Source organism: Polymorphum gilvum SL003B-26A1, from assembly GCF_000192745.1.
GTDB classification, from domain to species: Bacteria; Pseudomonadota; Alphaproteobacteria; order Rhizobiales; family Stappiaceae; genus Polymorphum; species Polymorphum gilvum.
In genome coordinates this window covers 3,675,958-3,700,444 of the sequence record NC_015259.1, presented here as the reverse complement: position 1 = coordinate 3,700,444, position 24,487 = coordinate 3,675,958, and the positions used below count along the sequence as shown (strand labels likewise).

The 24,487-nt window shown below is 69.8% G+C and carries 23 protein-coding genes and 1 pseudogene; 13 read left to right on the top strand and 11 right to left on the bottom strand.

From position 1 onward, the window contains the following. The first annotated feature begins 360 nt into the window (after positions 1–360). Complete coding sequence (locus SL003B_RS17285; protein ID WP_041376272.1) at positions 361–789, top strand: nucleoside deaminase; 429 nt, start codon at positions 361–363, stop codon at positions 787–789. 22 nt (positions 790–811) lie between these two features. Here SL003B_RS17285 and SL003B_RS17280 read toward each other — a convergent pair whose 3' ends face one another. From SL003B_RS17280 to purD, 7 genes and pseudogenes are all read right to left on the bottom strand, one after another. After that, positions 812–1,612 (bottom strand): MBL fold metallo-hydrolase, encoded by an 801-nt coding sequence (locus SL003B_RS17280; protein WP_013654157.1) that lies wholly within the window; start codon positions 1,610–1,612, stop codon positions 812–814. A gap of 201 nt (positions 1,613–1,813) precedes the next feature. Next, the gene (locus SL003B_RS17275) at positions 1,814–2,155 is read right to left on the bottom strand and encodes a hypothetical protein (RefSeq protein ID WP_041375613.1); all 342 of its coding nucleotides are present in this window, start codon (positions 2,153–2,155) and stop codon (positions 1,814–1,816) included. A gap of 148 nt (positions 2,156–2,303) precedes the next feature. Then, a complete protein-coding gene (locus SL003B_RS17270; RefSeq protein WP_013654155.1) occupies positions 2,304–3,137 on the bottom strand; it encodes a patatin-like phospholipase family protein in 834 nt (277 codons plus the stop codon). Positions 3,138–3,285: 148 nt separating this feature from the next. Beyond that, positions 3,286–6,561 carry a bifunctional diguanylate cyclase/phosphodiesterase gene (locus SL003B_RS17265; protein ID WP_013654154.1) on the bottom strand — a complete coding sequence of 1,092 codons (3,276 nt, stop codon included), beginning with the start codon at positions 6,559–6,561 and terminating at the stop codon, positions 3,286–3,288. A gap of 197 nt (positions 6,562–6,758) precedes the next feature. Further along, positions 6,759–7,859, bottom strand: coding sequence for a phosphotransferase family protein (locus tag SL003B_RS17260; RefSeq protein WP_013654153.1), 1,101 nt, complete (start codon positions 7,857–7,859; stop codon positions 6,759–6,761). Beyond that, entirely contained in the window at positions 7,856–8,773 is a 918-nt protein-coding gene (locus tag SL003B_RS17255; RefSeq protein WP_013654152.1) for an alpha/beta fold hydrolase, read from the bottom strand. Before SL003B_RS17255 ends, SL003B_RS17260 begins: the two co-directional genes overlap by 4 nt. Before the next feature lie 97 nt (positions 8,774–8,870). Then, positions 8,871–10,149 (bottom strand): annotated as a pseudogene (gene purD / locus SL003B_RS17250) (phosphoribosylamine--glycine ligase). Positions 10,150–10,319: 170 nt separating this feature from the next. Here purD and SL003B_RS17245 point away from each other — a divergent pair. The 3 genes from SL003B_RS17245 to ubiA all read left to right on the top strand — a co-directional run bounded on the left by SL003B_RS17245 (position 10,320) and on the right by ubiA (position 13,196). Next, on the top strand, positions 10,320–10,787 hold the full coding sequence (locus SL003B_RS17245; RefSeq protein ID WP_242390270.1) for a GNAT family N-acetyltransferase: 468 nt from the start codon (positions 10,320–10,322) through the stop codon (positions 10,785–10,787). A gap of 118 nt (positions 10,788–10,905) precedes the next feature. Continuing rightward, a complete protein-coding gene (locus SL003B_RS17240) occupies positions 10,906–12,174 on the top strand; it encodes a GGDEF domain-containing protein (RefSeq protein WP_013654148.1) in 1,269 nt (422 codons plus the stop codon). Between the two features lie 68 nt (positions 12,175–12,242). Beyond that, complete coding sequence (gene ubiA, locus SL003B_RS17235; RefSeq protein WP_013654147.1) at positions 12,243–13,196, top strand: 4-hydroxybenzoate octaprenyltransferase; 954 nt, start codon at positions 12,243–12,245, stop codon at positions 13,194–13,196. A 16-nt stretch (positions 13,197–13,212) separates the two neighbouring features. Here ubiA and SL003B_RS17230 read toward each other — a convergent pair whose 3' ends face one another. Next, the gene (locus SL003B_RS17230; protein WP_013654146.1) at positions 13,213–14,451 is read right to left on the bottom strand and encodes a GGDEF domain-containing protein; all 1,239 of its coding nucleotides are present in this window, start codon (positions 14,449–14,451) and stop codon (positions 13,213–13,215) included. Positions 14,452–14,624: 173 nt separating this feature from the next. Continuing rightward, on the bottom strand, positions 14,625–15,221 hold the full coding sequence (locus tag SL003B_RS17225) for a DUF6101 family protein (RefSeq protein WP_242390269.1): 597 nt from the start codon (positions 15,219–15,221) through the stop codon (positions 14,625–14,627). 237 nt (positions 15,222–15,458) lie between these two features. Here SL003B_RS17225 and SL003B_RS17220 point away from each other — a divergent pair, with 237 nt between their 5' ends. From SL003B_RS17220 to lpxK, 6 genes are read left to right on the top strand one after another with little or no spacing between them, the layout of a single operon-like run. Continuing rightward, the gene (locus SL003B_RS17220; RefSeq protein ID WP_013654144.1) at positions 15,459–16,802 is read left to right on the top strand and encodes a TldD/PmbA family protein; all 1,344 of its coding nucleotides are present in this window, start codon (positions 15,459–15,461) and stop codon (positions 16,800–16,802) included. Continuing rightward, positions 16,789–17,595, top strand: coding sequence for a 3'(2'),5'-bisphosphate nucleotidase CysQ (locus SL003B_RS17215; protein ID WP_013654143.1), 807 nt, complete (start codon positions 16,789–16,791; stop codon positions 17,593–17,595). Before SL003B_RS17220 ends, SL003B_RS17215 begins: the two co-directional genes overlap by 14 nt. Positions 17,596–17,628: 33 nt before the next feature. Further along, positions 17,629–17,868 carry a DUF4170 domain-containing protein gene (locus SL003B_RS17210; protein ID WP_013654142.1) on the top strand — a complete coding sequence of 80 codons (240 nt, stop codon included), beginning with the start codon at positions 17,629–17,631 and terminating at the stop codon, positions 17,866–17,868. 36 nt (positions 17,869–17,904) lie between these two features. After that, entirely contained in the window at positions 17,905–18,603 is a 699-nt protein-coding gene (locus tag SL003B_RS17205) for a lysophospholipid acyltransferase family protein (protein ID WP_013654141.1), read from the top strand. After that, positions 18,596–19,891 (top strand): 3-deoxy-D-manno-octulosonic acid transferase, encoded by a 1,296-nt coding sequence (locus SL003B_RS17200; protein ID WP_013654140.1) that lies wholly within the window; start codon positions 18,596–18,598, stop codon positions 19,889–19,891. Before SL003B_RS17205 ends, SL003B_RS17200 begins: the two co-directional genes overlap by 8 nt. Continuing rightward, a complete protein-coding gene (gene lpxK / locus SL003B_RS17195; protein ID WP_013654139.1) occupies positions 19,888–20,919 on the top strand; it encodes a tetraacyldisaccharide 4'-kinase in 1,032 nt (343 codons plus the stop codon). The genes SL003B_RS17200 and lpxK overlap by 4 nt, the downstream gene beginning before the upstream one ends. 26 nt (positions 20,920–20,945) lie before the next feature. Here the strand turns inward: lpxK and SL003B_RS17190 are convergent, their stop codons facing one another. After that, positions 20,946–21,368, bottom strand: a complete 423-nt coding sequence (locus SL003B_RS17190; protein WP_013654138.1) for a MarR family winged helix-turn-helix transcriptional regulator — start codon at positions 21,366–21,368, stop codon at positions 20,946–20,948. Between the two features lie 93 nt (positions 21,369–21,461). Between SL003B_RS17190 and SL003B_RS17185 the strand changes: the two genes are divergently transcribed. Beyond that, complete coding sequence (locus SL003B_RS17185) at positions 21,462–21,908, top strand: hypothetical protein (RefSeq protein WP_013654137.1); 447 nt, start codon at positions 21,462–21,464, stop codon at positions 21,906–21,908. A 131-nt stretch (positions 21,909–22,039) separates the two neighbouring features. Continuing rightward, positions 22,040–22,480 (top strand): DsrE family protein, encoded by a 441-nt coding sequence (locus SL003B_RS17180; protein WP_013654136.1) that lies wholly within the window; start codon positions 22,040–22,042, stop codon positions 22,478–22,480. 103 nt (positions 22,481–22,583) lie between these two features. Here SL003B_RS17180 and SL003B_RS17175 read toward each other — a convergent pair whose 3' ends face one another. After that, positions 22,584–22,811: a DUF2093 domain-containing protein gene (locus SL003B_RS17175; RefSeq protein WP_013654135.1), complete on the bottom strand. Its 228-nt coding sequence runs from the start codon at positions 22,809–22,811 to the stop codon at positions 22,584–22,586. Positions 22,812–23,045: 234 nt separating this feature from the next. On the opposite strand from SL003B_RS17175, the gene tldD reads away from it, so the two are divergent. After that, positions 23,046–24,470: a metalloprotease TldD gene (gene tldD, locus SL003B_RS17170; protein WP_013654134.1), complete on the top strand. Its 1,425-nt coding sequence runs from the start codon at positions 23,046–23,048 to the stop codon at positions 24,468–24,470. The last annotated feature ends 17 nt before the right edge of the window (positions 24,471–24,487 follow it).

The window sequence follows — 24,487 nt, the reverse complement described above, 5'->3', positions numbered from 1 at the left end:
CGCGTCATAGCAGAGCCGGAGCGGTTCGCAAATCGGCGTTTTTCCGGCGACCGCCCGGCCTCCGTTCTCGTGTCCCGCTTGTATCCGAAGACTGTCCGACATCCCACCGCAAACCGGCCGGAAAACCGCCGGAGACCCGCGGAGCCCCACCGGAGACCTGCCAGAGGACTGCCAGAGGACTGCCGAGGTTCCGCCAAGGGGTGCGCGGTCGCGGCTATCCGCGCTATAACCCCTCGCCCGATCACCCGGAGGGACCCGATGCCCGACCCCGCCCCGCCTTCAGGTCGCCCGGCCGCCGCCCCTGCCGGCCGCCCGGCCGATCATCCGGCCGAAACCGGCCCCGCCGGCGTCACCTCGTTCATGGACCTGGCGCTCGCCGAGGCCCGGAACGCGGCCGCGCGCGGCGAGGTGCCGGTCGGCGCGGTGCTCGTGTGCGACGGCCGGGTCGTCGCCGCCGACGGCAACCGCACGCTCGAGCTGAACGACCCGACCGCCCATGCCGAGATGCTAGTCATCCGCGCCGCCTGCGCCGCGCTCGGCTCCCAGCGGCTTTCCGGCTGCGACCTCTATGTCACGCTCGAGCCCTGTCCGATGTGCGCCGGCGCGATCTCCTTCGCCCGCATCCGCCGGCTCTACTATGGCGCAGGCGACGAGAAGGGCGGCGCCGTCGACCACGGCGTGCGCTTCTTCGCCAGCCCGACCTGCCACCACGCGCCGGAGGTCTATGCCGGCATCGGCGAGCGGCCGGCCGGGGAACTTCTGAAGGACTTCTTCCGCGACCGGCGCTGAGGACGAGGCGGACCGTTCCGCCTCAGCCGCCGCCGGGCATCATGACGGTGACGGTGGGTCGGTCCGGCAGGGTGGCGCGGCGCGCGATCAGGTCCGACCCGTCGGCCTGGACGATCTCGAAGCCCTCGGCGGACGCGCGGGCGAGGAAGTTGGCGAGGGCGCCGGAAAAGTGGAAATGCATCGGGATCACCATCGCCGGGCGGACGGCCTTGAGCACGTCCATCAGGCTGTCGAGGCGCAGCGTCGAGGCGTTGTCGACCGGAGCGAGGACGATGTCGATCTGGCCGAGGCGGGTGAGGTCTTCCTGCGTGAGACGATGGTGCAGGTGGCCGAGATGGGCGATGCACAGGTCTGCGACCTCGAACACGAAAATCGAGTTGCCGAGCCGGCGCGTCTCGCCGTCCCAGCCGCGGATGTTGGTCTGGATGTTGCGGATGCGCACGTCCTCGACGATGAGGTCGTGGTCGATCGGCCCGCCGGCCGGGTTCCAGCCGTAGAGCAGGTGCTCGATCGCCGGATCGGGGTTGACGCTGTAATGGGTCGAATGGGCGCCGTTCATGGTCGCCACCCTCGGCGCCAGCAGCGGACGGATGCTGTCGTTGTAGTCGGTGGCGATGCGCACGCCCCTGGGCGTCTCGATCTCGAAGGTGGAATGGCCGATGTAGCGGATGCCGACCTCGTCGGGCGCGAGGGCGGCACGGATCAGGTAGGGCGGCGCGCCGTTGGAGGCGATCAGCTGGCAGGCGGCCTGGGCCGGACCGACGGCGGCAAACGCGAGGACGCCGGCCAAGAGCGTCAGCAGGAGGGCGAAGGGACGGCGCATGCGGCATCTCCCGGAACGTGGGGCATGCTTCAAGGGTAGCGCGCGCGCCCGCGCCGGCAAGGCGCAAGACGTCCGCAGCCCGCAAGAGGCGCGACCGGGGATCGGTTCAGGGGATGAGGAAGAAAGAGGCGCCGCTCCGCGTGGTTTGATGAGGGACGAGGACGGAGCGGCGCCAGGAGGGGGTAGACGGGAGGAAGCTTTCTACCCCTTGTAGCTGCACAGGGTGACCGGCCGGCGGCCTTCGCGGGCGGTCAGATAGGTGTCGCTCGCCAGCGTCGCGGCCGGATCGCGCGACTGGCGGAAGATCAGTTCGCCGGCATGGCCGGCTTCCTCTACCAGGGCGCGGGCCGAGCAGGTCGCGGCGATCTCCAGGCCGAGGCGGCGCAGATGCGCCTTGCGGTAGCAGAACACGGCAAGCCGGCTGCGCTGGTCCTCGGGCAGGGCGCGGGCGGCGGCGCCGTTCTGGCGCATCAGGGCCTGAAGCATCTCGTGCGGGACCGGGCAGAGGTCCTCGTCTAGGGATCGTGGGGCCACGCGGTTCATCCGCTTGTCTCCTTGTCGATTTCTCCCAGTATTTACGGTGAAAGGTTAATCGCAGGTTAATATTCTGTATAAATCGAAAAACTTACGTAGTGGAATTATAGTGAAAAATCGCAATGAAACGAGTCTTCTTGAGTTAGGTCGAGGAAGATTACAATGGCGTCTCGCCCAGGTGTCTGTCGAGCAGGCGCTTGACCTTCTCGCGCAGGGGCTCGGCGGTGTCGAGCACGTGCCGGGTCTTGAGGAAGTCGAGGACGCGGATGTCGTCGACGTCGGGCCGCACCAGGATGTCGGGGCTGCGCTTCTTCAGCTTCTCGGCGGTGATCGAGCGCATCAGGATCTGCGAGGCGCCGAACAGGGAGTCGAGCGTGGTCGGCAGGTGCCGGTCGGCGCGCTTGACCGGCCCGCCGACGACGTCGACGGCGACCAGCACGTCGCACTCGGGCGGCAGGGCGTCGAAGGGCAGCGGATTGGCGACGCCGCCGTCGATGAGCACGCGGCCGTGCAGCCGGACCGGGCGGAACACGACGGGAATGGCGATCGAGGCGGCGATCGCCGGCAGCAGGGGGCCGCTGCGGATGTCGATCTCGGTGCAGCCGTAGAAGTCGGTGGCGAGCACGACCAGAGGGATCTTCAGGTCCTCGAAGTCGTGCACGAGCCGGTCGCCGGCGAACAGGCTGACCACCTTGAGCGGGTCGAACTGCACCAGGCTGCCGCCGACCAGGTCGGAGAAGCGGCGCGGGCGCAGCCGCCACAGGCGCGAGACGACGGCGTTGCGGTCGCGGAAGGTCTCCACCGCGATCTCGCGGATTTCCCGGCCCGACAGGCCGCCGGCATAGGCGGCGCCGATCAGCGCGCCGATCGAGGAGCCGGCGATGGCGTGCGGGCGGATGCCGAGGTCGTCGAAGGCCTCGAGCACGGGGATGTGGGTCATGCCGCGCGCGCCGCCGCCGCCGAGCGCGATGCCGATCCTGGGTGTCGCCATGGGGCGGAGGTCCTGGTGTTGCGGGTCCGTGCCGACGATGGGAGGGTCGGGCGCGCCCACTCCAAGCCTGAACTGACGGCAATTTCAAGGCATGCGCGCCCGAAAGCGCCCGAAAGCGCCCGAAAGCACCGGAAACCGGAGGCTCCGGTCAGACCGCGGCGCTGCGCCGTGCCTCGGTGCGTCGCTCCAGCCAGGCGGAGAAGATCTCGAACGGCGCCGGCCGGGCGATCAGGTAGCCCTGCACGCTGAAGTCGCCCATCATGCGCAGCCGCGCCACCTGGGCGTCGGTCTCGATGCCCTCGCAGACAATGCCGATGTCGAGCGCGCGGGCGAGGTGGATGATCGAGTTGACCACCACCTGGGCCTTGGAATCGGCGAGCAGTTGCGCCGTGAAGCTGCGGTCGATCTTCAGTCCGTCGATCGGCAGGTCGGCGAGATGCGACAGCGAGGCGTAGCCGGTGCCGAAGTCGTCGAGCTCGATGTGGACGCCGCGCCGGTGGAGGTCTTCCAGAACTTCGATCTTGCGGCAGCTGGCGTCGTTGAGGAAGATCGATTCCAGCACTTCCACGGTGATCCGGTCCGGGCTGACGTCGTGCTTGTCGATGGCGTTCAGCACGTCGGCGAGGAAGGTGCCGGCCTTCAGGTGCTGCGGCGACAGGTTGACGGCGACGCGGCCGAAGTCGAGGCCGCGGTCGCTCCAGATGCGTGCCGCGGCGAGCGCCTTGTCGAGCACGATGGCGCCGACCACCGGCGCCAGCCGCGATTTCTCCACCACGGGCAGGAATTCGGCCGGCGACAGGGCGCCGCGCAGCGGATGCTGCCAGCGCAGCAGCGCCTCGACGCCGGTGACCTCGCCGCTGCGGATGTTGACCTGCGGCTGATAGACCAGGAACAGTTCGTCGCGCTCGACGGCGCGGTAGAGGTCCGCCTCGACGCGCGCCTCCGCGTCGCTGTCGGCCTTCATGTCGGTGGTGAAGAAGGACCAGCGGTCCTTGCCGGCCTCCTTGGAGCGGTAGAGGGCAAGGTCGGCATTGACCATCAGCGCGCCGAAGTCCGTGCCGTCCTGGGGGTAGCGGGCGATCCCCATGCTGACGGTCGGCCAGATGGTGGCACCCTCGTAGTCGAGTGGTGCGCGCATGCAGGAGAACACCGCCTCGCAGGCGCCCCGTGCGGCGGCGTCGCCGTCGACCGGCACGACGATGACGAATTCGTCGCCGCCCCAGCGGTAGGCGCGCGCCGGCGCGGCGCAGGCAGCCCGCAGGCGTGCGCCGGTCGCGCGCAGGTAGACGTCGCCGGCGGTGTGGCCGAGGGTGTCGTTGATGAGCTTGAAGTTGTCGAGATCCATGTGGATGATCAGGTGCTCGACGTCCCCGTCGCCGAACAGGGGCTCGACGTCGCGCAGGCATGCGGCACGGTTGGGCAGCCCGGTCAGTTCGTCGAAGAACGCCAGGCGCTCGGCAGCCTCCTTGGCCCTGCGCACCTCGTCCTCGCGCAGCTTGCGCTCGGAGATGTCGTTGATGATGGCGACGAACAGCGGCGATCCGACATCCGTGTTGAGCTGCAGCTGGACCTCGACCGGATAGCGGGAGCCGTCCTTGCGCTCGTGCACGGTCTCGAAATGGAGCGAGTTGGTGGCGCCCTCCAGCAGCGGAACGACCAGGGCGCGGAAGCGGCTCTCGTCGAAATCGGGCTTAAGGTCCCAGGCCGAGCGCTGCTTGAGCTCGTCCATCGAGTAGCCGGTGTTCTCGCGCGCGCGCCGGTTGACGTGGGTGAAGCGGCAGGATTGCGCGTCGAACAGGTAGATCTCGTTGAGCGACGCCTCCAGGATGTTGGCGAGCCTCAGGCTGCGCTCTTCCGCGCGCCGGCGTTCGGTGATGTCGTGGGTGACGCCGACCGTGCGCACCGGTCGGCCGTCGGCGTCGAGCGCGAACCGGGCCTTCACGTGCAGCCAGCGGACTTCGCCGTCCGGCCGGATGATGCGGTGCTCGAATTCGTAGTCCGAGCAGGTCTCCAGCGCCTTGCGCAGCGTGTCCAGGATGATGGCGCGGTCGTCGGGATGGGTCTGGCTCAGGATCGAGCGGATCGACGGATTGGCCGTCTTCGGGTCGACGCCGTAGATGGCGTAGATCTCGTCCGACCAGTGGGCCTCGTCCGTGACCAGATCACGCTCCCAGTTGCCGATGGCGGCGATGTGCTGCGCCTCGCGCAGGCGGCTCTCGCTCTCCGCGAGCGCCCTCGTGCGCAGACCGACTTCGGCCTCCAGGCGCCGGCGCGTGGCCACAACGGTGTCCTGCAGGTGGCCTGCCAGGCGATGGACGAGGAGGCCGGCCAGGACGGCGAAGGCGGCCACGATCAGGATGGTCCCCAGCACGCCGGAGGCGAAATCGAGCAGCGCGGCGGTGATGTCCTCCAGCGTGACCAGGAAGCCGACCGGACGGCCGCCGACGTCGAGCAGCGGGATGCCGTAGGCGATCTTGATGCGCCATCCCGTCAGAAACACCTCTCGGAACGGCCGGTCGGCGTCCGCATGGGCGTCCAGCACGTCGCCGAGCCGGCCCGGGATCGCCATCGCGCCGGAACTCGACAGGGTGTAGCGCTCCGAGATCAGCCAGCGGCTCTGGGTCGGCCGCGCCGTATCGATCGAGGCCCAGCGGGACGGGTCGATGCTGCCGTTGAGATAGGCCTGGATCACCTGGACCCCGAGCGCGGAGGACAGGGAATCGAGCGGCTTGCCCATCTCCATGCCGATCGACAGGTAGCCGATCAGCTCGCCGCCGGCGAGCCAGGGCCGCACCACCTCCAGCGTCAGCAGCCCGGCGTCGCCGAGGTCGAGGCCGGTCGTCGGGCGCTGCGTCCGCTCCGCCTCCAGCAGCGCTTTGCGCGCGATCCCGGCGTCCTGCAGGGCCGGCCGGTGCACCGCCAGCACGGGGCGGCGCTGCGGGTCGACGAAGGTCATCTGGGTGATGCCGTAGCGGATGTTGAGTTCGGCGTACAGCGGGCGGGCGAGGGCGAGCAACGCGGCACGGTCGCCGGCGCGCATGGCATCCGCCAGACCGTGATGGCCCGACAGGCCGACCAGCGCCTTCTCCAGGCCGCTGCCGAGGTTTATCCGCTCCTGGACGAGCATGCGTTCCGCCGAGCGGCCGAGGGCGGCGACGTCGGCGGTGATTTCCGTGTAGCGGTGGACGACCGCACTGGTCGCGAAGACGACCGCCGAGAGGAGGAACAGCGACAGGAAGATCAGGTTGAGCGGCTGCGCGATGCGCATGCCGTCGCGGGTCCATTGCTGGACGATGGTGTCGAAGCCGGAAGGACGGGAGCGAAGGCGGGGGCGCGGACATGCGCCGGTCTCGACGGCATCGACGGGCTTTTCCCTGTCGTGCCCCTCTACATCGTCCTGGAACGATGTCGACCCTATTGCCATGCCCTCCGCTGCCTTTCCCCGCGCCGGCCCTGCTCATTTCGTGCTGTTCGGCCGTTGATCCCGAATTTTAACTAGCAGGCGCGGGTTAATTACTCTTGAACGGAATGGAAAAGCAGCAGGATAAGGCGGAAGGCCGAAAGTAATACACGCGGAGATAAGCTGACGCAGGTGCAAAATTATCACCGGATGCGTCATATTTATCCCCGAGAACCTCCGTCCGCCGCGCGTTCGGCATGGTGCCAGGCCGTCTCGGCGAGCGGCCGGATCTGGGCGATCATGCCGGCTGCGTTCTCGCTGGTCGCCGTGCCGTCGCGCACGCGCCCGGCGATGCCCTGCAGGATCGCGGCGAAGCGGAAGAAATTGTAGGCGAAGTAGAACGCCAGCCGGTCGGCGACGGCAAGGCCGGTGCGCGCCTCGTAGGCGGCGATGTAGGCGTCGAGGCCGGGGATGCCGAGGGCGTCGAGATCGAGCCCGAGCAGCGTGCCGATGCCCGTGCCCGCCGGTGCCGGCGGCATGCGCCACGGCATCAGGTGGTAGGTGAAGTCGGCGACCGGGTCGCCGAGCGTCGCCAGTTCCCAGTCGAGCACGGCGACGACCTCGGCGCGATCGGGATGCAGGATCAGGTTGTCGAGCCGGTAGTCGCCGTGGACGATGCGCGCCGGCTGTTCGGGCGGCAGGTTGTCCGGCAACCAGTCGATCAGCCGGTCCATCTCGGCGATGGTCTCGGTTTGCGACGCCCGGTACTGCTTCGACCAGCGCGCGACCTGGCGCGCCACATAGCCGTCGGGACGGCCGAAGTCGGCCAGGCCGAGGGCGGCCGGATCGAGCGCGTGCAGCCGGGCGAGCGTCGCGTTCATGGCGTCGTAGACGGCGGCGCGCTCCGCCGGCGCAAGCTCCGGCAGGCCGGGCTCCCAGAAGATCCGCCCCTCGACCCGGTCCATCAGGTAGAAGGCGGTGCCGGCGATGGTCGGATCCTCGCACAGCACGCGGGTGCGCGGCACCGGGTATCCGGCGGCGCCGAGTGCGGTCATGACCCGGTATTCGCGCTCGATCGCGTGGGCGGACGGCAGCAGCGGGCCCGGCGGCTTGCGGCGCAGCACGTAGGCGACACCGGCCGCCTCGACCAGGTAGGTCGGGTTGGACTGGCCGCCCCTGAACTGGCGGAAGCGCACGGGACCGCTGAAGCCCTCGACATGGGCTTCGAGCCAGGCCGCCAGGGTTTCCTCGGGCAGGGCGAGGGCCGCCGGCACGGGCTTGGTGCCGGAAAAGGCCGCCTGGCGGTCGGCGGGCGCGCTCACGATGCGGCCTCGAGGAACGGTACCAGCAGCGCCAGCAGGGCGGCGGGGTTCTCCTCGGCGACGAAATGGCCGCTGTCGATCGCCTCACCGCTCGCGTCGTCGGCCCATTGGCGCCACACGTCGAGCGGCGTGTCGGCGCCCTGGGCGATGCCGGTGCCGCCCCATAGGGCGAGGAGCGGCGCGGCGATCCGCCGCCCGGCCGCGCGGTCGGCGGCGTCGTGCTCGAAGTCGACGAAGGCGCCGGCCCGGTAGTCGTCGCACATGGCGCGGATGCGCTCCGGCTGGACATAGGCGGCGCGGTAGTGGGCGAGCGCTTCCGGCGCGAAGGTGGTCAGGTTCTTCGCCGCGGTCCAGCTTGCCAGCGTGTGCTCCAGATAGCCGACGGCGTCGCCGGCGATCAGCCGCTCGGGCATCGGCGCGGGCTGGGAAAGGAACGCCCAGTGGTAGACCCTGAGCGCGAAGGCGCGGTCCATCTTCCGCCAGTAGTCCCAGGTCGGCAGGATGTCGAGCACGGCGATGCGCGCGACGCGTTCGGGATGGTCGAGCGCCAGCCGGTAGCCGACGCGCGCGCCGCGGTCGTGGCCGCAGACCGCAAAGCGGCGATGGCCGAGCCGGTCCATGACCGCGACCATGTCCGCCGCCATGGCGCGCTTGGAATAGGACGCGTGGTCCGGCGAGGCGGCCGGCACCGAGCTCTGGCCGTAGCCGCGCAGGTCGGCGATCACCAGGGTGAAGCGGCGGGCGAGCTCGGGCGCGATCCGGTGCCACATGACATGGCTCTGCGGATAGCCGTGCAGCAGCAGCAGCGGCGGGCCGTTGCCGCCGATTCGGCAGTGGATGGTCGCGCCGTCGCCCTCCACGTCCGCGTTGCGGAAGCCGGGAAACAGGTCGGGCAGGTCTGGCGGCAGGCTCATGCGGATCCGATTCCCCCCTCGAACGGAACGGCAAGAATGGCCCCCAAGATGGGCGCGCCGCAAGCCCTGCCGGGCCATGCGGGCAGCTCATCGAGTGTCAGTCTTCGCGTGCGATCGCTCGCCAGCCGATGTCGGTGCGGCAGAAGCCTTCCGGCCAGTCGATCCGCTCGACGGCCGCATAGGCGCGCGCGCGCGCCTCGGCGACGGTGCGGCCGAGCGCCGTGACGTTGAGCACGCGTCCGCCGTTGGCGAGGATGCGGCCGCCCTCGGCGCGCGTGCCGGCGTGGAAGACCTGCACGTCCGGATCGGCGGCAGCCTCGGCCAGGCCGCGGATCTCGCTGCCCTTGGCATAGTCGCCCGGATAGCCCTTCGCCGCCATCACGACGGTCAGCGCGACCTCGTCGCGCCAGCGCGCCGAGACCGTGTCGAGGGTGCCGTCGATGCAGGCGAGCATCAGCGTGACGATGTCGTCCTTGAGCCGCATCATCAGCACCTGGCATTCCGGATCGCCGAAGCGCGTGTTGTATTCGATCAGCTTCGGGCCTTCGTCTCCGATCATCAGCCCGGCATAGAGTACGCCCTTGAACGGCGTGCCGCGGGCGGCCATGGCGTCGATGGTCGGCTGCACGATCTCGGCGAGGGTGCGCGCGATCATCCGTTCGGTCATCACGGGCGCCGGCGAATAGGCGCCCATGCCGCCGGTGTTCGGGCCGCTATCGGCATCGCCAACGCGTTTGTGATCCTGACTGGTGGCCATCGGCAGCACGTTCTCGCCGTCGACCATGACGATAAAGCTGGCTTCCTCGCCGTCGAGGAATTCCTCGATCACCACGCGCGAGCCGGCGTCACCGAAAGCGTTGCCATCGAAACAGGCCGCGCACGGCGTCTTCGGCCTCACTCAGGGTCATGGCGACGACGACGCCCTTGCCGGCCGCCAGGCCGTCCGCCTTGACGACGATCGGGGCGCCCTGCGCCCGCACGTAGGCGAGGGCGGCGTCGCGGTCGGAAAAGCGGCCATAGGCGGCGGTCGGGATGCCGGCCTCGCGGCACAGGTCCTTGGTGAACCCTTTGGAGCCCTCGAGCTGCGCGGCGGCCCGGCTCGGACCGAAGGCCTTGATGCCGGCCGCTGCGAGCGCGTCGACCAGGCCGGCGACCAGCGGACCCTCCGGACCGACCACGACGAGGTCGATCGCCCTGGCACGACAGAAGGCGATCACGGCGGCGGCATCCGAAACGTCCAGATCGACGAGCGTGGCAACCTCGGCGATGCCGGCGTTTCCCGGCGCGGCAAAGAGCCTGGTCAGCAGGGGGGAATTGGCGATGGCCCAGGCAAGGGCGTGTTCGCGGCCGCCGGATCCGATCAGGAGAATGTTCATGAGGGGCTCTCGCGGGGTCTGCACACAAGGGTCGCGCAAGCGACGGAGGATAGGCCGGGATCGGCCGGCCGGACAGCTGCGATCACAGCTACGATCTCGGGCACGGTCCGGGCGCGGTCTAGCATGCAGGGCAACCGGCGGCAATTGGAAGGCTGACGATGGTACGGCACATGGGATTCGGGCTGTTGCTCGGCGGACCCGCGACGGCGGACGACATCGTGGCGATGGCGCGGCGCTTCCACGCCGAGACCGGCTATCCGATGGATCGCGTGCAGGAGGACGCCTTGCGCACCCTGCTGGTCGACGCATCCCTCGGACGGGCCTGGCTGGCGACCTATCGCGGCGATCGGGTCGGCTATGCCATTGCGCTCTACCGCCATTCGATCGACCATGGCGGACGGGTCGCGCTGGTCGACGACCTCTACCTGCTCGAGGGCGCGCGCGGCCGCGGCCTCGGTCGGAGGTTCCTGCGCGCGATCTGCCGGGACCTGGCCGATTTCGGCATCCGCCAGGTGCATCTGTTCGCCGACGCGGGCGGTTCGGCGGCGATGCTCTACGAGAGCGAGGGCTTCGAGCCGAGCCCGCTCGTCCTGTTCGAACGCGACCTTCGGGAGGAGGACGACGACGACGTGCCCTGACGCGGCGCCGGGGTCTCGCATCCTGGCGTGAGGGCGGGCGGAAAAAAGCCGGCGGGACGGGTCCGGATGCCGCCAACTTGGGCTTGTATCCGGATACGAAGCGGGTAGGAGTATCGCCATGGCGATGACGAATACCCTCCTTCTGGTTGCGCAGGCGGCCCTCTACTTCACCGTGATGATGACGCTGCTGCAGCTGCGCAAGCGCATCGGGCTCGGCGTGTTCGTCTGCGCGCTGGGCGTGATGCACTTCCTGGAGACCTATCTCGCCAGCGTCTTCTACGTGGAACTGCCGTTCGGCATCATCTCGCCGGGATCGACGGTGCTCTTCTCCGGCAAGCTGCTGATGATCCTGCTGCTCTACATCAAGGAGGACGCCGCGCTGGTGCGTCAGCCGATCTACGGCCTGCTGATCGGCAACTTCCTGATCGTCGGCCTGGTGATGGTGCTGCGCAGCCACGAGACGGTGTCGGTGGTGCCCGGACGGCTGCCCGACATCGGCTTCGTCGACGAGATGGGCTGGCTGATGGTGTGGGGAACGGTGCTGCTGTTCCTCGACGCGATCGCCATCATCCTGCTTTACGAGCGCCTCGGCACCTGGCTCACCCGGCACGTCGGCCTGCGCTTCCTGATCTGCGGCGCGGCGGTGCTGACCTTCGACCAGGCCGGCTTCTTCCTCGCCCTGCACTATGTCTCCGGCGCGCCGATGGAGGTGCTGTTCGGCGGCTGGGCGGCCAAGATGTCGGCGACGGTGGTCTATACCGTGTTCTTCATGGCTTATCTCCGCCTGTTCAAGGACAAGGACCTGCATGCGGAGCCGCTGCCGTTCCGCGACGTGTTCCATGTGCTGACCTACCGGGAGCGCTACGAGGACCTGCTGAAGACGGCCAATACCGATTTCTTGACGGGCGTTTCCCACCGCCGCCAGTTCGACACCCAGGCGCCGGCGCTGCTCGAGCGCGCCCTCGACGCGCGCCATCCGGCCAGCCTGTTCGTGCTCGACATCGACCATTTCAAGAAGGTCAACGACAGCTACGGCCACCAGGCCGGCGACGAGGTGCTGGCGACCATCGCCCGCGTGCTGCGCGACAACCAGCGCTCCGACGATGCCATCTTCCGCTACGGCGGCGAGGAATTCGTCATCCTGAGCGCGCGGCTCGGTGCCGAGGCGGCGCTGTCGATCGCCGAGCGGTTGCGCCGGACGATCGCGGAGGTCACCCGCGACGCCTTCCTGGAGCCGGTCACGGTCAGCATCGGCGTCGCCATCGCTCCGCAGGAGGGGACGACGCTGGAAGGGCTGTTCGAACGCGCCGACAGCCGGCTCTACGAGGCCAAGGCGCGGGGGCGCAACTGCGTGGTCGGGCCGCAGCCGGAGACACTCTGCGGCTGACCGGCTGCGCGTCCGGAGCGGGGAATTCCCGCTCGCCTCGACCCGTCGCGCCGTGCTAACCAGCGGGCATGACATTCGGACTGTTCGGCACGAAGGACACCGGCCCCGTCTCCGACGCGGTCAAGCGGCACTGGGTCGACACCCGGCTGCCGGCCTGGGCGCGGCCCTATGCGCGGCTGGCGCGCTGGGAGCGGCCGATCGGCTGGTGGCTGCTGTTGTGGCCGTGCTGGTGGTCGGCGGCGCTGGCGGCGATCGCGGCAGAGGCGCCTTATCCCGATCCCTGGCACCTCGCCCTGTTCCTGATCGGCGCGGTCGCCATGCGCGGCGCCGGCTGCACCTACAACGACCTCGTCGACGAGGACATCGACGCCCAGGTCGAGCGCACGCGCTCGCGGCCGATCCCCGCGGGGCAGGTGACGCGCACCCAGGCCAAGGTCTTCCTCGTGCTGCAGGCGTTCGTCGGCTTCCTGGTGCTGATCCAGTTCAACGGCTTCGCCATTGCGCTCGGCATCGCGTCGCTGGCGACGGTGGCGGTCTATCCGTTCATGAAGCGGGTCACCGACTGGCCGCAGCTGTTCCTCGGCTTCGCCTTCTCCTGGGGCGCGCTGATGGGCTGGGCGGCCGCCTTCGGCCGGCTCGACTGGGCGCCGGTGGTGCTCTATCTCGGCGGCATCTGCTGGACCATCGGCTACGACACGATCTATGCCCACCAGGACAAGGAGGACGACGCGCTGGTCGGCGTGCGCTCCACCGCCCGCCTGTTCGGCGCGCGGACCAAGCCGGCGCTGATCGCCCTTTATGGCGCCGCAACGGGCCTGTTTGCGCTTGCAGCCGCGCTGGCCGATGCCGGTCCAGCGGCCTTCCTCGGCCTCGCCGCCGGTGCCGGACACCTCGTCTGGCAGATCCTGGTGCTCGACATCGACCACCCGGACCAGTGCCTGAAGCTGTTCCGCTCCAACACCACCTACGGCTGGGTCGTGTTTTCCGGCTATGTTGCCGACGCGCTGATCGGCTCGCTCTGACGAACGGATCGCCCGCTCAGGCCGAGGCGGCGAGGCCGCGGCGGACGGGTGCCAGCCCCGGCTCGCGGGCGGTTTCGGGCGGTTGCCCCGCATCGCTGCGCACCACCTGATTGCGGCCGGCCCGCTTGGCGGAATAGAGCGCGGCGTCGGCGACCGCCAGTACCCGGTCGAGATCGTCCTCGCCGCAGCGCCCGCCGTGAACGCCCGCGCTGGTGGTCGCCGCCAGGGTGCCGCCGGTGCGCGTCTCGGCCGCCTGCGCGAAGGCATGCCGCAGCCGGTCGGCCAGCACCAGCGCCGCATCGGCCGGGGTGTCGGGCAGAAACAGCACGAACTCCTCGCCGCCGAGGCGGCCGGCGAGGTCGCCCGGCCGCAGCCGCTCCCGGCAGACCTCGGCGAAGGTGGTCAGCATCTCGTCGCCGGCGGCATGGCCGAAGCGGTCGTTCACGGACTTGAAGTCGTCGAGATCGAACAGCGCCACCGAGAAGGTCTTCGGCGTTGCCGCATGGCGATCGAGCCAGTCCTGCGCCTGCTCGAAGAAGGCGCGGCGGTTGGCGAGGCCGGTGAGCGGATCGCGGCGCGCCTGGATGCGCAGGCGCCGCTCCTCGCGCTCGATTACCATGGCGAAGGCGAGGATCACCGAGGCGACCGCCGTGACGATCATGATCAGCATGTAGCCCTTGTAGATGTCGTTCTGCATCGCCTCGGCGTGGCTGGTGACCGGCGCGATGCGGAAGGCGACGAACAGCGACAGGTTGACGGCGAAGTCGATCAGCGCGCTGATGCCGAACCAGAAGCCGGAATAGAGGTTCTCCCGGTTGTGCGCGAAGCACATGTAGGCGATCCATGGCGGTATCAGGATCAGGTAGACCTGCACGAAAATAGCGCGTGCGGTGTAGGAGCCGAGGAACTCCGGCACCAGGCACAGGGCGAGCCAGACGACCGCCGGGGCGATGGCGGCGATATGGCGGCGCTTCAGGTGCCAGAACGCGGCGACCGCCATCCGCCTGAGGCCGATGCCGAGCATGATCAGGGCATTGCCCGCGACGATGCTGAAGGTTTCGGGCAGGTGGTTGCGCAGCCCGACGATCAGCGTGCCGCAGCCGATCAGCATGAACGCCGCCGCCCAGATCAGGATGCTGTCCCTGTGCGTGCTGCTGCTGCCCATGGAGAAGCGCCAGACGAGGAACAGCAGCACCGCTCCGACGAAGCCGATGACCGTGATGGCGGCGTTTAGGGTGGCGGTGTCGAGGGGCATGGACGCTCTGGACCGAAAGACGAAGGCACAAATCCGATGCCGACGTTTCATGCATGAAACATGTTAATTTTTCAGTAAGGCAAGCCGCCGGCCGGACGCCCGGGACCGAAGGGCGTCGGCAGGTCCTTGCCGGAACGCGCGGCGGTCCGGCGTCGGGGATAGGGCGCCACGGCCTAGTGGCGCGCGATGATCTCGCGTTCGCCGCGATGGACCGGCTGTCCGTGCGCGGGGCCGCCGGTCTTTCTGCGGTTGAGGAAGCGCGGCCTGCGGCCGGTGAGCGCCATGATCTTTCGGCGTGGCAGCGGCCGGCCGGCGGAACAGCCGGCCCGGCGGTCGACACGGGTCACGCTGCCGTCGGGTTCGCACACCAGCAGCGGCAGGGCGAGCGCCTCGGCCCAGTCGGCCCAGTCGCCGGCGAGCGCCTCGGCCGTGTCGGTCTCGCGCAGGGTCACCGACAGCGCCGGATCGGGATGGCGCAGGAACAGCCGTGCGCTGAGGGTTCCCGGCACGGCGCCGGGGACGATCTCGACCGCCACGCCCTCGAACACGCCGACCGGAACGACCAGCGTCAGCGGCAGCCCGGCCAGCGGGCGCTTGATGATGGCCATGTCGCGATCGAGGTAGACGCGGGCGGGCACCTGCGCCGCGCCGCCGTTCGGCGGCCCCGGCATCGCGGTGTCGAATTTGACCGGTAGCAGGCCGGGGTCGAGCCGCCTGTCGCTGCTCGCCCCGGCCCCCGGTGCTCCGTCAAGTGCTGTCTGACGTCCCAATTCGCCTCTCCATCGGGCCCAGGTTCTTGTGTCGGGCCTCGTGAATGACTTCACGATAGCCGGCAGCGGTGCCGTTCCGCTTAACAGGCACGGTTAAAAAACTCTGATTTCAAAGAGGGTTACGGAATCCTGACTCAAAACCGGCGCGTCCGGGCGCAGCGGCCGTCGGCACGCTGCGCTTGTCCGCCGGCCTGCGCCGTCCTAAACAGACGCGACAGGCAGGAGATGCGAGCAGCCATGACTGAAGGGATCGACCAGAGCGAACTGGAGGCGCGCGCGGCGCGGCTGGTGGAGGCGGCGCGCAAGGCCGGGGCGGATGCCTGCGACGCGGTGGCGATCACCGGCACGTCGCTCGCCGTCGAGGTGCGCGAGGGCAAGGTCGAGGAAACCGACCGCGCCGAGGGCGACGACGTCACGCTGCGGGTGTTCGTCGGCCGGCGCACCGCCAGCATCTCGTCGAACACGCTGGACGACATCCAGGGGCTTGCCGAACGCGCCGTGGCGATGGCGCGCGTCACTCCCGAGGATCCCTATGCCGGCCTCGCCGATGCGGACCAGCTGATCCGCGACATCCCCCGGCTCGACCTGCTCGACCCGACACCGATGACCGCCGCGCGCCTCGCGGACCTGGCCGGCGAGGCGGAAGCGGCCGGACTGGCGGTGCCCGGCGTCAGCAAGTCCGGCGGGGCGAGCGCCTCCTGGCGGCTGGCCGGCGTGGTGCTGGCGACCAGCCACGGCTTCACCGGCGCCTACATGACCTCCCGCCACGGCCTGTCGATGACGGCCGTCGCCGGCGAGGGCACCGCCATGGAGCGGGACTACGACTACGACTACCGGACCTTCCTCGAGGACATGGACGCAGCCGTTGACATCGGCCGGCGCGCCGGCGAGCGCGCGGTGCGCCGACTCAACCCGCGCAAGCTGACCACGCGCACCGCCGCCATCCTGTACGAATCGCGCGCCGCACGCAGCCTGCTCGGCCATTTCGCCGGCGCCATCAACGGCGCGGCGATCGCCCGCGGCACCAGTTTCCTCAAGGACCGGATGAACCAGCCGGTGTTCGCGCCCGGCATCACCGTGACCGACGATCCGCTCAAGCCGCGCGGTCCCGGCACGCGCCCCTTCGACGGCGAGGGCACCGCGTCGCAACCCCTGACCCTGATCGAGGACGGCGTGCTGAAGCACTGGTTCCTCGATACGGCGAGCGCGCGCGAACTGGGCCTGGCGCCGAACGGGCGCGCCCATCGCGGCGGCTCGGGCCCCGTGCCGGGCGCCACCAACCTGACGCTGGAGCCGGGAGGCCGGACGCCCGAGGAGATGATGCGCGAACTCGGCCAGGGACTGCTGGTGACCGACCTGATCGGCCACGGCGTCAATGGCGTCACCGGGGATTATTCGCGCGGCGCGGCCGGCTTCTGGTTCGAGAACGGCGAGCCGGTGCAGGCGGTCAGCGAGATCACCATCGCCGGCAACCTGAAGGACATGTTCGCCCGCCTGGTGCCCTGCAGCGACCTCGATGCGCGCTATTCGGTCGCCTGCCCGAGCGTTCTCATCGAGGGTCTGACGATTGCCGGCGACTGAGACAGGCGGCTCGGGCGAACTCGAGCTCATCGAGGAGGCGGCGCGTCGGGCCGGGGCCATCGCGCTGGAGTATTTCGGCGACGATCCGCGCACCTGGCTCAAGGAGGGCTCCTCGCCGGTGTCGGAGGCCGACATGGCCGTCGACGGCTTCCTGGCAGAGACGCTGCTGACCGCGCGTCCCGGCTACGGCTGGTTGTCAGAGGAGACCGCCGACGACCACGCGCGGCTGGACAAGCGGCGCGTCTTCATCGTCGACCCGATCGACGGCACCCGCGCCTTCCTGGCCGGCGCGGACGAATGGACCGTGGTGATCGCGGTGATCGAGGACGAACGACCGATCGCCAGCGCGGTGTATAACCCGGTGCGCGAGGAGATGTTCCTGGCCGCGGACGGGGCCGGCGCGTGGCTGAACGGCGAGCGGCTGGCCGTCTCCGCCCATGCCACGCTGAAGGGCGCGCGCCTGGTCGGTCCGCATTCGATCATCGACGACAGCAGGGCAGGGGCCGCCGGCTTCATCCCGTCGGGCGTCATCCGCTCGCTGGCCTATCGCCTCGCCTTCGTCGCGGCCGGGCGCGCGGAGGCGGCGGCGGCGCGCGCCCGCGCCCATGACTGGGATCTTGCGGCGGCCGATCTTTTGGTGCAGGAAGCGGGCGGCAGGCTGACCGACCTTGCCGGTCAGGGCCTGCGCTACAACCGGCGGGCGATCCGACATCCGGAACTGGCAGCCTCTTCCGAGGCGCTGATCGATCCGGTGTGCCGTGCGATCGCCGCGATCGTCGGCCCCAAGACTTGACAGTTCCAACGTTCCAGGAGCGTGACACCGACCATGATCAAGGACAAAGAGCCGAAACAGCTTCTGCATCTCGTGTTCGGCGGCGAACTGGTGAGCCCGGCCGGGCTGACCTTCCGCGATCTGGACCGGCTCGACATCGTTGGCATCTATCCGAACTATGCCGAAGCCTACAAGGTCTGGAAGGCGAAGGCACAGGCGACGGTCGACAACGCGCACATGCGCTATTTCATCGTTCACATGCATCGCCTGCTCGACCCGGAAACCGAGGAGTGAGACGGCGCCGACGGCGTCCGTCCGGACCCTGACACGATGATCAAGACCATCGGCCGGCATCCCCTGCTGCTCAAGGCTGTCGGTTCGGCGCTTGCCGCCTACCTGCGCTTCGTGCGCAGGACCAACAGCATGGTGATCGACCCGCCCGGCATCTACGAGCGGATCGGGAGCGAGATGCCGGCGATCGTCGCCATGTGGCACGGCCAGCACTTCATGATGCCCTTCACCAAGCCGGACGGCTGGACTACCCGCGTGATGATCTCGCGATCCGCCGACGGCGAGATCAACGCCGTTGCGGCGAAGAAGCTCGGCATCGAGCTGATCCGCGCCTCGGGCAGCCAGAAGGCGCACCAGATCGCCAAGCGCGGCGGCATGCGCGGCTTCATCGAGGCGCTGCGGGCGCTCAAGGACGGCGAGATCGTCGCGCTTACCGCCGACGTGCCGAAGGGACCGGCGCGGGTGGCCGGACCCGGCATCGTCCAACTGGCCAAGCATTCGGGACGGCCGATCGTGCCCGTCGCCGTTGCCACCAGCCGCAGCATCGAGCTCGACACCTGGGACCGCGCGAGCGTGAACCTGCCGTTCGGGCGGGCGGCGATCGCCATCGGCGACCTGATCCGCGTGCCGGCGGATGCGGACGACGAGGCCCTTGAACAGGCCCGCCTGGCCGTCGAGGCCGGATTGAACCGCGTCACGGCCCGCGCCTACGAACTGGTCGGCCGCAGCGATGGCTGAGCGGCGCTCGGCCGTCCTGACGGTTTACCGCGGGCTCGCCACGCTGGCCCTGCCGGCTGCCTGGATCGTGCACAAGCTGCGCTGCCGGGTCGGCAAGGACGATCCGGCGCGCGGCGGCGAACGGTTCGGCCGCACAGCTCTGGTGCGTCCCGACGGCCGTCTGGTGTGGGTGCACGCGGCGAGTGTCGGCGAGACCAACTCCGTGCTGCCGCTGGTCGAGCGGCTCGTCGACGGCGGCTCCAGCGTGCTGCTGACCACGGTCACCACGACCTCGGCCGAGGTGGCCGCGCAGCGGCTGCCGGCCGGCGCCGTGCATCAGTTTGTGCCCTACGATTCGCCGCCGGTGTTGCGCCGGTTCCTCGACCACTGGCGGCCGGAGCTGGCGCTGATGGTCGAATCCGAGGTCTGGCCGGCGACCTTTTCCCTGCTTGCCGAACGCGCCATTCCGCTGGTCGTCGTCAACGGTCGGCTGTCTGTGCGCTCCTTCGCGCGGTGGAAGCGCTTCGGACGCCTGGCGCGCGCCCTGTTTTCCACCGTCGACCTGTGCCTGGCGCAGAGCCGGTCGGATGCCGAGCGCTACCGCCGCCTGGGCGTCGCGGCTGTCCGCTCGCCGGGCAACCTGAAATACGATGTGGAACCGCCGGCCGCCGACGAGGCGGAACTGGCGCGCCTGCGCGCAGCACTCGGCGGGCGCAGGGTGTGGCTGGCGGCCTCCACCCATCCGGGCGAAGAGGACATCGCGCTTGCCGCCCACGCGCGCCTGCGCGAGCGCTTCCCGGATCTCCTGACCGTCCTGATGCCGCGCCATCCGGTGCGCGGCGACGACATCGCGCGCGATCTTGCCGGCCGCGGCCTCGCCTTCGCGTGCCGCTCGCAGGGCGGCGTGCCCGAGGCGCAGACCGAAGTCTATCTCGCCGACACGCTGGGTGAAATGGGCCTGTTCCTGCGTCTGGCCGAGGTCGTGTTCCTGGCCGGATCGTTCGCGCCGGTCGGCGGCCACAACCCGGTCGAGCCGGCCCAGCTCGGCGTGCCCATCGTCACCGGACCGGCGGTCGCCAACACGCGCGCCGTCTATCGCGACCTATGGGAGGCGCACGCGGCCGTGCGTGTCGAGGCGCCGGACGGCCTGGCCGGAGCGGTGGCGAAGCTGCTCGCCGATGGCGCGGAGCGGGCCGCGCTGGCCGAACGCGCCCGGGCGGTTGCCGGCGAGGGCACCGGCGCGCTGGAGCGCACGCTTGCCGAACTGGAGCCTTTCCTGCACCGTCTGCGGACGGAGGAGCAAGGATGAAGCGGACCGCGCCGGCATTCTGGTGGTGGCCGAGACGGGGACTGGCCGCCGCCCTGCTGGCGCCGGTGGGGTTCGTCTACGGCCGCATCGCCGGCCGGCGCATGCTGCAGGCGCCCGCCGGCCGCGCCTCCGTGCCGGTCGTCTGCATCGGCAACTTCGTTGTCGGGGGCTCAGGCAAGACGCCCTTCGCCCTGCGCCTCGGCGACAGGCTGAAGGCGGCAGGCCGGGCTCCGGTCTATCTGTTGCGCGGCTACGGCGGCCGCCTCACCGGACCGGTGGTAGTCAACCCCGATGTCCATACCTCCGAGGACGTCGGCGACGAGGCGTTCCTGCTCGCCCGCGTGGCACCGACGGTGGTCTCGGCGGACCGGGTCGCCGGTGCACGCCTGGCTACCGAGATCGGCGCCGGGCTGATCCTGATGGACGACGGCTTCCAGAACCCGGCCCTGCACAAGGATCTGTCGGTCGCGCTGGTCGACGCCGCGGTCGGCGTCGGCAACGGCCTGTGCCTGCCGGCCGGGCCGCTGCGCGCCCCGCTCAGGACCCAGATCGTGAAGGCCGACGTGCTGGTCGTCGTCGGCGAGGGCGGGCGGGCCGAACCGGTGGTGCACCTTGCCGCGCGCAGGGGCCTGCCGCTGTTCCATGCCCGGCTGGTGGCGCGCGACGGCGACCGGCTCGCCGGCGAGCGGGTGTTCGCCTATGCCGGCCTCGGCCGACCCGAGAAGTTCTTCAAGACCCTGGCCGATCTCGGCGCCGAGGTGGTCGAGCGGCGCGCCTATCCCGACCATCACGCCTTCACCGAGCACGAGGCGAGCGAGTTGATCACCGCCGCGGAGGCGCAGGGCCTGCAACTGGTCACCACCGCCAAGGACATGGCGCGCCTGCAGGCGACGGCCGGCGAGTACTACCGCTGGCTGGCGGCCAGGTCTCTGGTGCTGAAGGTGGACATGGCGATCGACGGCGAGGACCGGCTCCTGGACCTGATCGCCGAGGCGGCGCGCCGGCGCCTGTTCCGCGCCAGCGTCTGAGCCGCCCTCTGAGGCACGCGCCCAGCTCAGGCCGATGCGGCCTTGCGCAGGGCGGCGATCGTCCGGTTCATGGATGAAAGGAACTGCGCCCGTTCCGCGTCGCTCAACTCGGCGAGGGCCAGCGCGTTGACCGATCGCGCCGCTTCCGTCGCCGGCCCCTGCAGCGTTCGCGCATGTTCCGTGAGCCAGATCGACTGGGCCCGCTTATCGCGGACGTGGGGCCTGCGGACGACCAGCCCGTCGCGTTCCATGCGCGCCAGCGTGTTCGCCATCGTCGCCTGCTCGACGTCCAGGCGCGCGACCAGATCCTTTTGGGTCAGGCCGTCCTCGGCCCACAACTCCAGCAGCGTCATGAACTGCGCCGGCGCGAGGCCGAGCGGCTTGATGCGCTCCGCCAACGCGTTGAAGAACAGCCGCGCCATGTGGTTGGCGAGATAGCCCGCCGACATCGTCTTATCGAATCCCATGCCCGCAGAATGGACTTGAATAGTGTGCTATGCAATTTCTATATGAATAGCATGCTATGAAATGGAGCTGCGATCATGAAATCGAAACTGCATGCCGCCGCAGGCGGCCTCGCCCTCACCACCATCGCCCTGTTCTGGATCTCGACGGTCGTGGCCGAACTGTTCGGCACGCCCGCCGACATCGCGCTGGTCAAGACGCGCATCCTGACCGGCATGGCCGTGCTGATCCCGGCCATGATCGCCGCCGGCGCCTCCGGCTTCTCGCTCGGCGCCAGGTGGCGCGGGCCCCTCGTCGAGCGCAAGAAGCGCCGCATGAAGGCGGTAGCGGTGAATGGCCTGCTGGTGCTGCTGCCGTCGGCCGTGTTCCTCGCGTCGAAGGCGCAGGCCGAGGCCTTCGACGCCTGGTTCTTCGCCGTCCAGGGGCTCGAACTCGCCGCCGGTGCCGTCAACGTCGCCCTGCTCGGCCTGAACATGCGCGACGGGCTGGCCATGTCCGCCGGCCGGCGCCGGAGCGGGGCCTGACCGGTCTCGCCTCCGGGCAGGGTGTGACGAATTGGCCGCCGCCGACTGTGACTTGGTCACAGACGCCGGGGCCAGGCCCGGCTTAGCTGTCCGCGACACTCACGCGGACCACCCAACCTAAGGAGATGGACATGCGCACATGGTTGAAGGCGGCGGCGGTCTCGACCGCTCTGCTCGCGGCGCTGCCGGCGGCAGCGGCGGACAAGGTCTCGAACCTCGTCACCCTCCTCACCGCGGCCGAGGCCCAAACCCAGTTGATGGCGATGGTGTTGACGATGGAATCGGTCCAGCAGGGCGCGTCCGCGCACATCCTGCTGTGCGGCCCGGCCGCCGACATGGCGCTGAAGCAGGCGCCCGACAGCGCGACCGCGCCGCAGAAGCCCAAGGGCATGAGCCCGCAGGGCTTGATGAAGATGATCATGGACAAGGGCGGCACGGTGGAGGTCTGTGCCATCTACCTGCCCAACAGGGAATCCGACGCCAGCGTCCTGATCGACGGCGTCACCCCGGCCAAACCCGGCGAGATGGCGGCCCGCCTGCTCGCCGCAGACACGCGGCTGCTGTCGTTCTGATCTCCGTCCGAACGACTTAGCCCGGATGGCAGGCGGCTCCCGGGTGCCCCTCCAGGGAGCCGTCTGCAGTCCTTCGCCCGACCCTTCGGGCCGTCGGCCGCCGTCAGTTCCGGCGGCCTTCGCATTCCTGGTAGCGCTTCAGCGCCGCTGCGGCGTCGACATAGGCCTCCTGGCGCTCGACGCTCCAGTATTTCAGTTCGTCCAGGGGGATCACCTGTCCCGTCACCGCGCAGCGCACGAAAGTGCCCGGCGCCTCGATGTGGTAGTCGCCGTCCAGGTAGCGGATGCGCGCCTCGCCGGGGATGCGCGGGTTCTCGTAGCGGTTCATCATCGGCTTCGTGTCCGGTCCGGGTGTAGACGGGGCGGGTCCGGGATCGGCCGGAGAGGGCGCCCCCTGTCGTGCTCTGCCAACGGTTATGAGCAAGCCCGCCGCCGCGGTCAATCGCCGAAAGCCGGTGGGAGCGCGAACATTGCCGGGATGAAATCCGCGCCGGAACCGCTATGTTAGGCGCAACGACCGCCGCGTGGCGCCGTCCCGCCCGCCCGAACCGACGGACCAGAGCCCATGACCGACATCAACATTGACCTTCTGGAAGCCTCCGGCCTCGGCCTGGAGACCGCGCGACGGCTCACCGCCGACGCCCTGTCGGGCGCCGACGACGGCGAACTGTTCCTGGAGTACCGCCAGTCGGAGGGCCTCGTCTTCGACAACGGCCGGCTGAAGTCGGCGAGCTACGACACCGCCCAGGGCTTCGGCCTGCGCGCCGTTGTCGGCGAGGCCGCCGGCTACGCCCATTCTGGCGAGATTTCCGAAGGCGCGCTGAAGCGCGCCGCCGACGCCGTCGCCGCCGTCAGGACCGGCCATTCCGGTAGCTACGCGGCTGCGCCCGCCGGCACCAACCAGCGCCTCTACACCGACGAGAACCCGCTCGGCGCGCCGAGCTTCGAGGCGAAGGTGAAGCTGTTGCAGGAGATCGACGCCTACGCCCGGGCCAAGGATCCGCGCGTGCGCCAGGTGACGGCCTCGATCGCCGGCTCCTGGCAGGTGGTCGACATCCTGCGCGCCGACGGCCACCGGGTGCGCGACATCCGCCCGATGGTGCGCCTGTCGATCAACGTCGTCGCCGGCTCCGGCGAGCGCATGGAATCGGGCTCCTACGGCTGCGGCGGCCGCGAGGGCTTCGCTCGCTTCGTCACGCCCGAGCGCTGGCAGGCCGGCGTCGACGAGGCGCTGCGCCAGGCGCTGGTGAACCTCGAGGCGGTGCCCGCGCCCGCCGGCACCTTCGATGTCGTGCTCGGCCCCGGCTGGCCGGGCATCCTGCTGCACGAGGCGGTCGGCCACGGCCTGGAGGGCGACTTCAACCGCAAGAAGACCTCCGCCTTCGCCGGCCTGATGGGCCAGCGCGTCGCCGCCCCCGGCGTCACCATCGTCGACGACGGCACCATCGCCGACCGGCGCGGGTCGCTCACCGTCGACGACGAGGGCACGCCGACCAGCCGCACGACACTGATCGAGGACGGCATCCTGGTCGGCTACATGCAGGATCGCCAGAACGCCCGGCTGATGGGCATGGCCCCGACGGGCAACGGCCGCCGCCAGTCCTATGCCCATATCCCCATGCCGCGCATGACCAACACCATCATGCTCGGCGGCGACAAGGACCCGGCCGAGATCCTGGCCTCGGTCCGCGACGGCATCTACGCCGTGTCCTTCGGCGGCGGCCAGGTCGACATCACCTCGGGCAAGTTCGTGTTCTCCTGCACCGAGGCCTACCGGATCGAGAACGGCAGGGTCGGCGCCCCGGTGAAGGGCGCCATGCTGATCGGCAACGGTCCGGACGCGCTGACCCGTGTCGCCATGATCGGCAACGACATGGCGCTCGACCCCGGCCTCGGCACCTGCGGCAAGCAGGGCCAGGGCGTTCCGGTCGGCGTCGGCCAGCCGTCCATGCGCATCAACGCGCTGACCGTCGGCGGCACGGCGGTCTGATCGAGCCCCGTCGCGTT

Bases quoted from the DNA above. Each gene is read 5' to 3' on its own strand.
- SL003B_RS17270 (WP_013654155.1), bottom strand. From the start codon at position 3,137: ATGGCGACACCCAGGATCGGCATCGCGCTCGGCGGCGGCGGCGCGCGC.
- SL003B_RS17285 (WP_041376272.1), top strand. From the start codon at position 361: ATGGACCTGGCGCTCGCCGAGGCCCGGAACGCGGCCGCGCGCGGCGAG.
- lpxK (WP_013654139.1), top strand. From the start codon at position 19,888: ATGAAGCGGACCGCGCCGGCATTCTGGTGGTGGCCGAGACGGGGACTG.
- SL003B_RS17240 (WP_013654148.1), top strand. From the start codon at position 10,906: ATGGCGATGACGAATACCCTCCTTCTGGTTGCGCAGGCGGCCCTCTAC.
- SL003B_RS17190 (WP_013654138.1), bottom strand. From the start codon at position 21,368: ATGTCGGCGGGCTATCTCGCCAACCACATGGCGCGGCTGTTCTTCAAC.
- tldD (WP_013654134.1), top strand. From the start codon at position 23,046: ATGACCGACATCAACATTGACCTTCTGGAAGCCTCCGGCCTCGGCCTG.
- SL003B_RS17230 (WP_013654146.1), bottom strand. From the start codon at position 14,451: ATGCCCCTCGACACCGCCACCCTAAACGCCGCCATCACGGTCATCGGC.
- ubiA (WP_013654147.1), top strand. From the start codon at position 12,243: ATGACATTCGGACTGTTCGGCACGAAGGACACCGGCCCCGTCTCCGAC.
- SL003B_RS17175 (WP_013654135.1), bottom strand. From the start codon at position 22,811: ATGATGAACCGCTACGAGAACCCGCGCATCCCCGGCGAGGCGCGCATC.
- SL003B_RS17280 (WP_013654157.1), bottom strand. From the start codon at position 1,612: ATGCGCCGTCCCTTCGCCCTCCTGCTGACGCTCTTGGCCGGCGTCCTC.
- SL003B_RS17180 (WP_013654136.1), top strand. From the start codon at position 22,040: ATGCGCACATGGTTGAAGGCGGCGGCGGTCTCGACCGCTCTGCTCGCG.
- SL003B_RS17185 (WP_013654137.1), top strand. From the start codon at position 21,462: ATGAAATCGAAACTGCATGCCGCCGCAGGCGGCCTCGCCCTCACCACC.
- SL003B_RS17205 (WP_013654141.1), top strand. From the start codon at position 17,905: ATGATCAAGACCATCGGCCGGCATCCCCTGCTGCTCAAGGCTGTCGGT.
- SL003B_RS17245 (WP_242390270.1), top strand. From the start codon at position 10,320: ATGGGATTCGGGCTGTTGCTCGGCGGACCCGCGACGGCGGACGACATC.
- SL003B_RS17255 (WP_013654152.1), bottom strand. From the start codon at position 8,773: ATGAGCCTGCCGCCAGACCTGCCCGACCTGTTTCCCGGCTTCCGCAAC.
- SL003B_RS17265 (WP_013654154.1), bottom strand. From the start codon at position 6,561: ATGGCAATAGGGTCGACATCGTTCCAGGACGATGTAGAGGGGCACGAC.
- SL003B_RS17275 (WP_041375613.1), bottom strand. From the start codon at position 2,155: ATGAACCGCGTGGCCCCACGATCCCTAGACGAGGACCTCTGCCCGGTC.
- SL003B_RS17200 (WP_013654140.1), top strand. From the start codon at position 18,596: ATGGCTGAGCGGCGCTCGGCCGTCCTGACGGTTTACCGCGGGCTCGCC.
- SL003B_RS17220 (WP_013654144.1), top strand. From the start codon at position 15,459: ATGACTGAAGGGATCGACCAGAGCGAACTGGAGGCGCGCGCGGCGCGG.
- SL003B_RS17210 (WP_013654142.1), top strand. From the start codon at position 17,629: ATGATCAAGGACAAAGAGCCGAAACAGCTTCTGCATCTCGTGTTCGGC.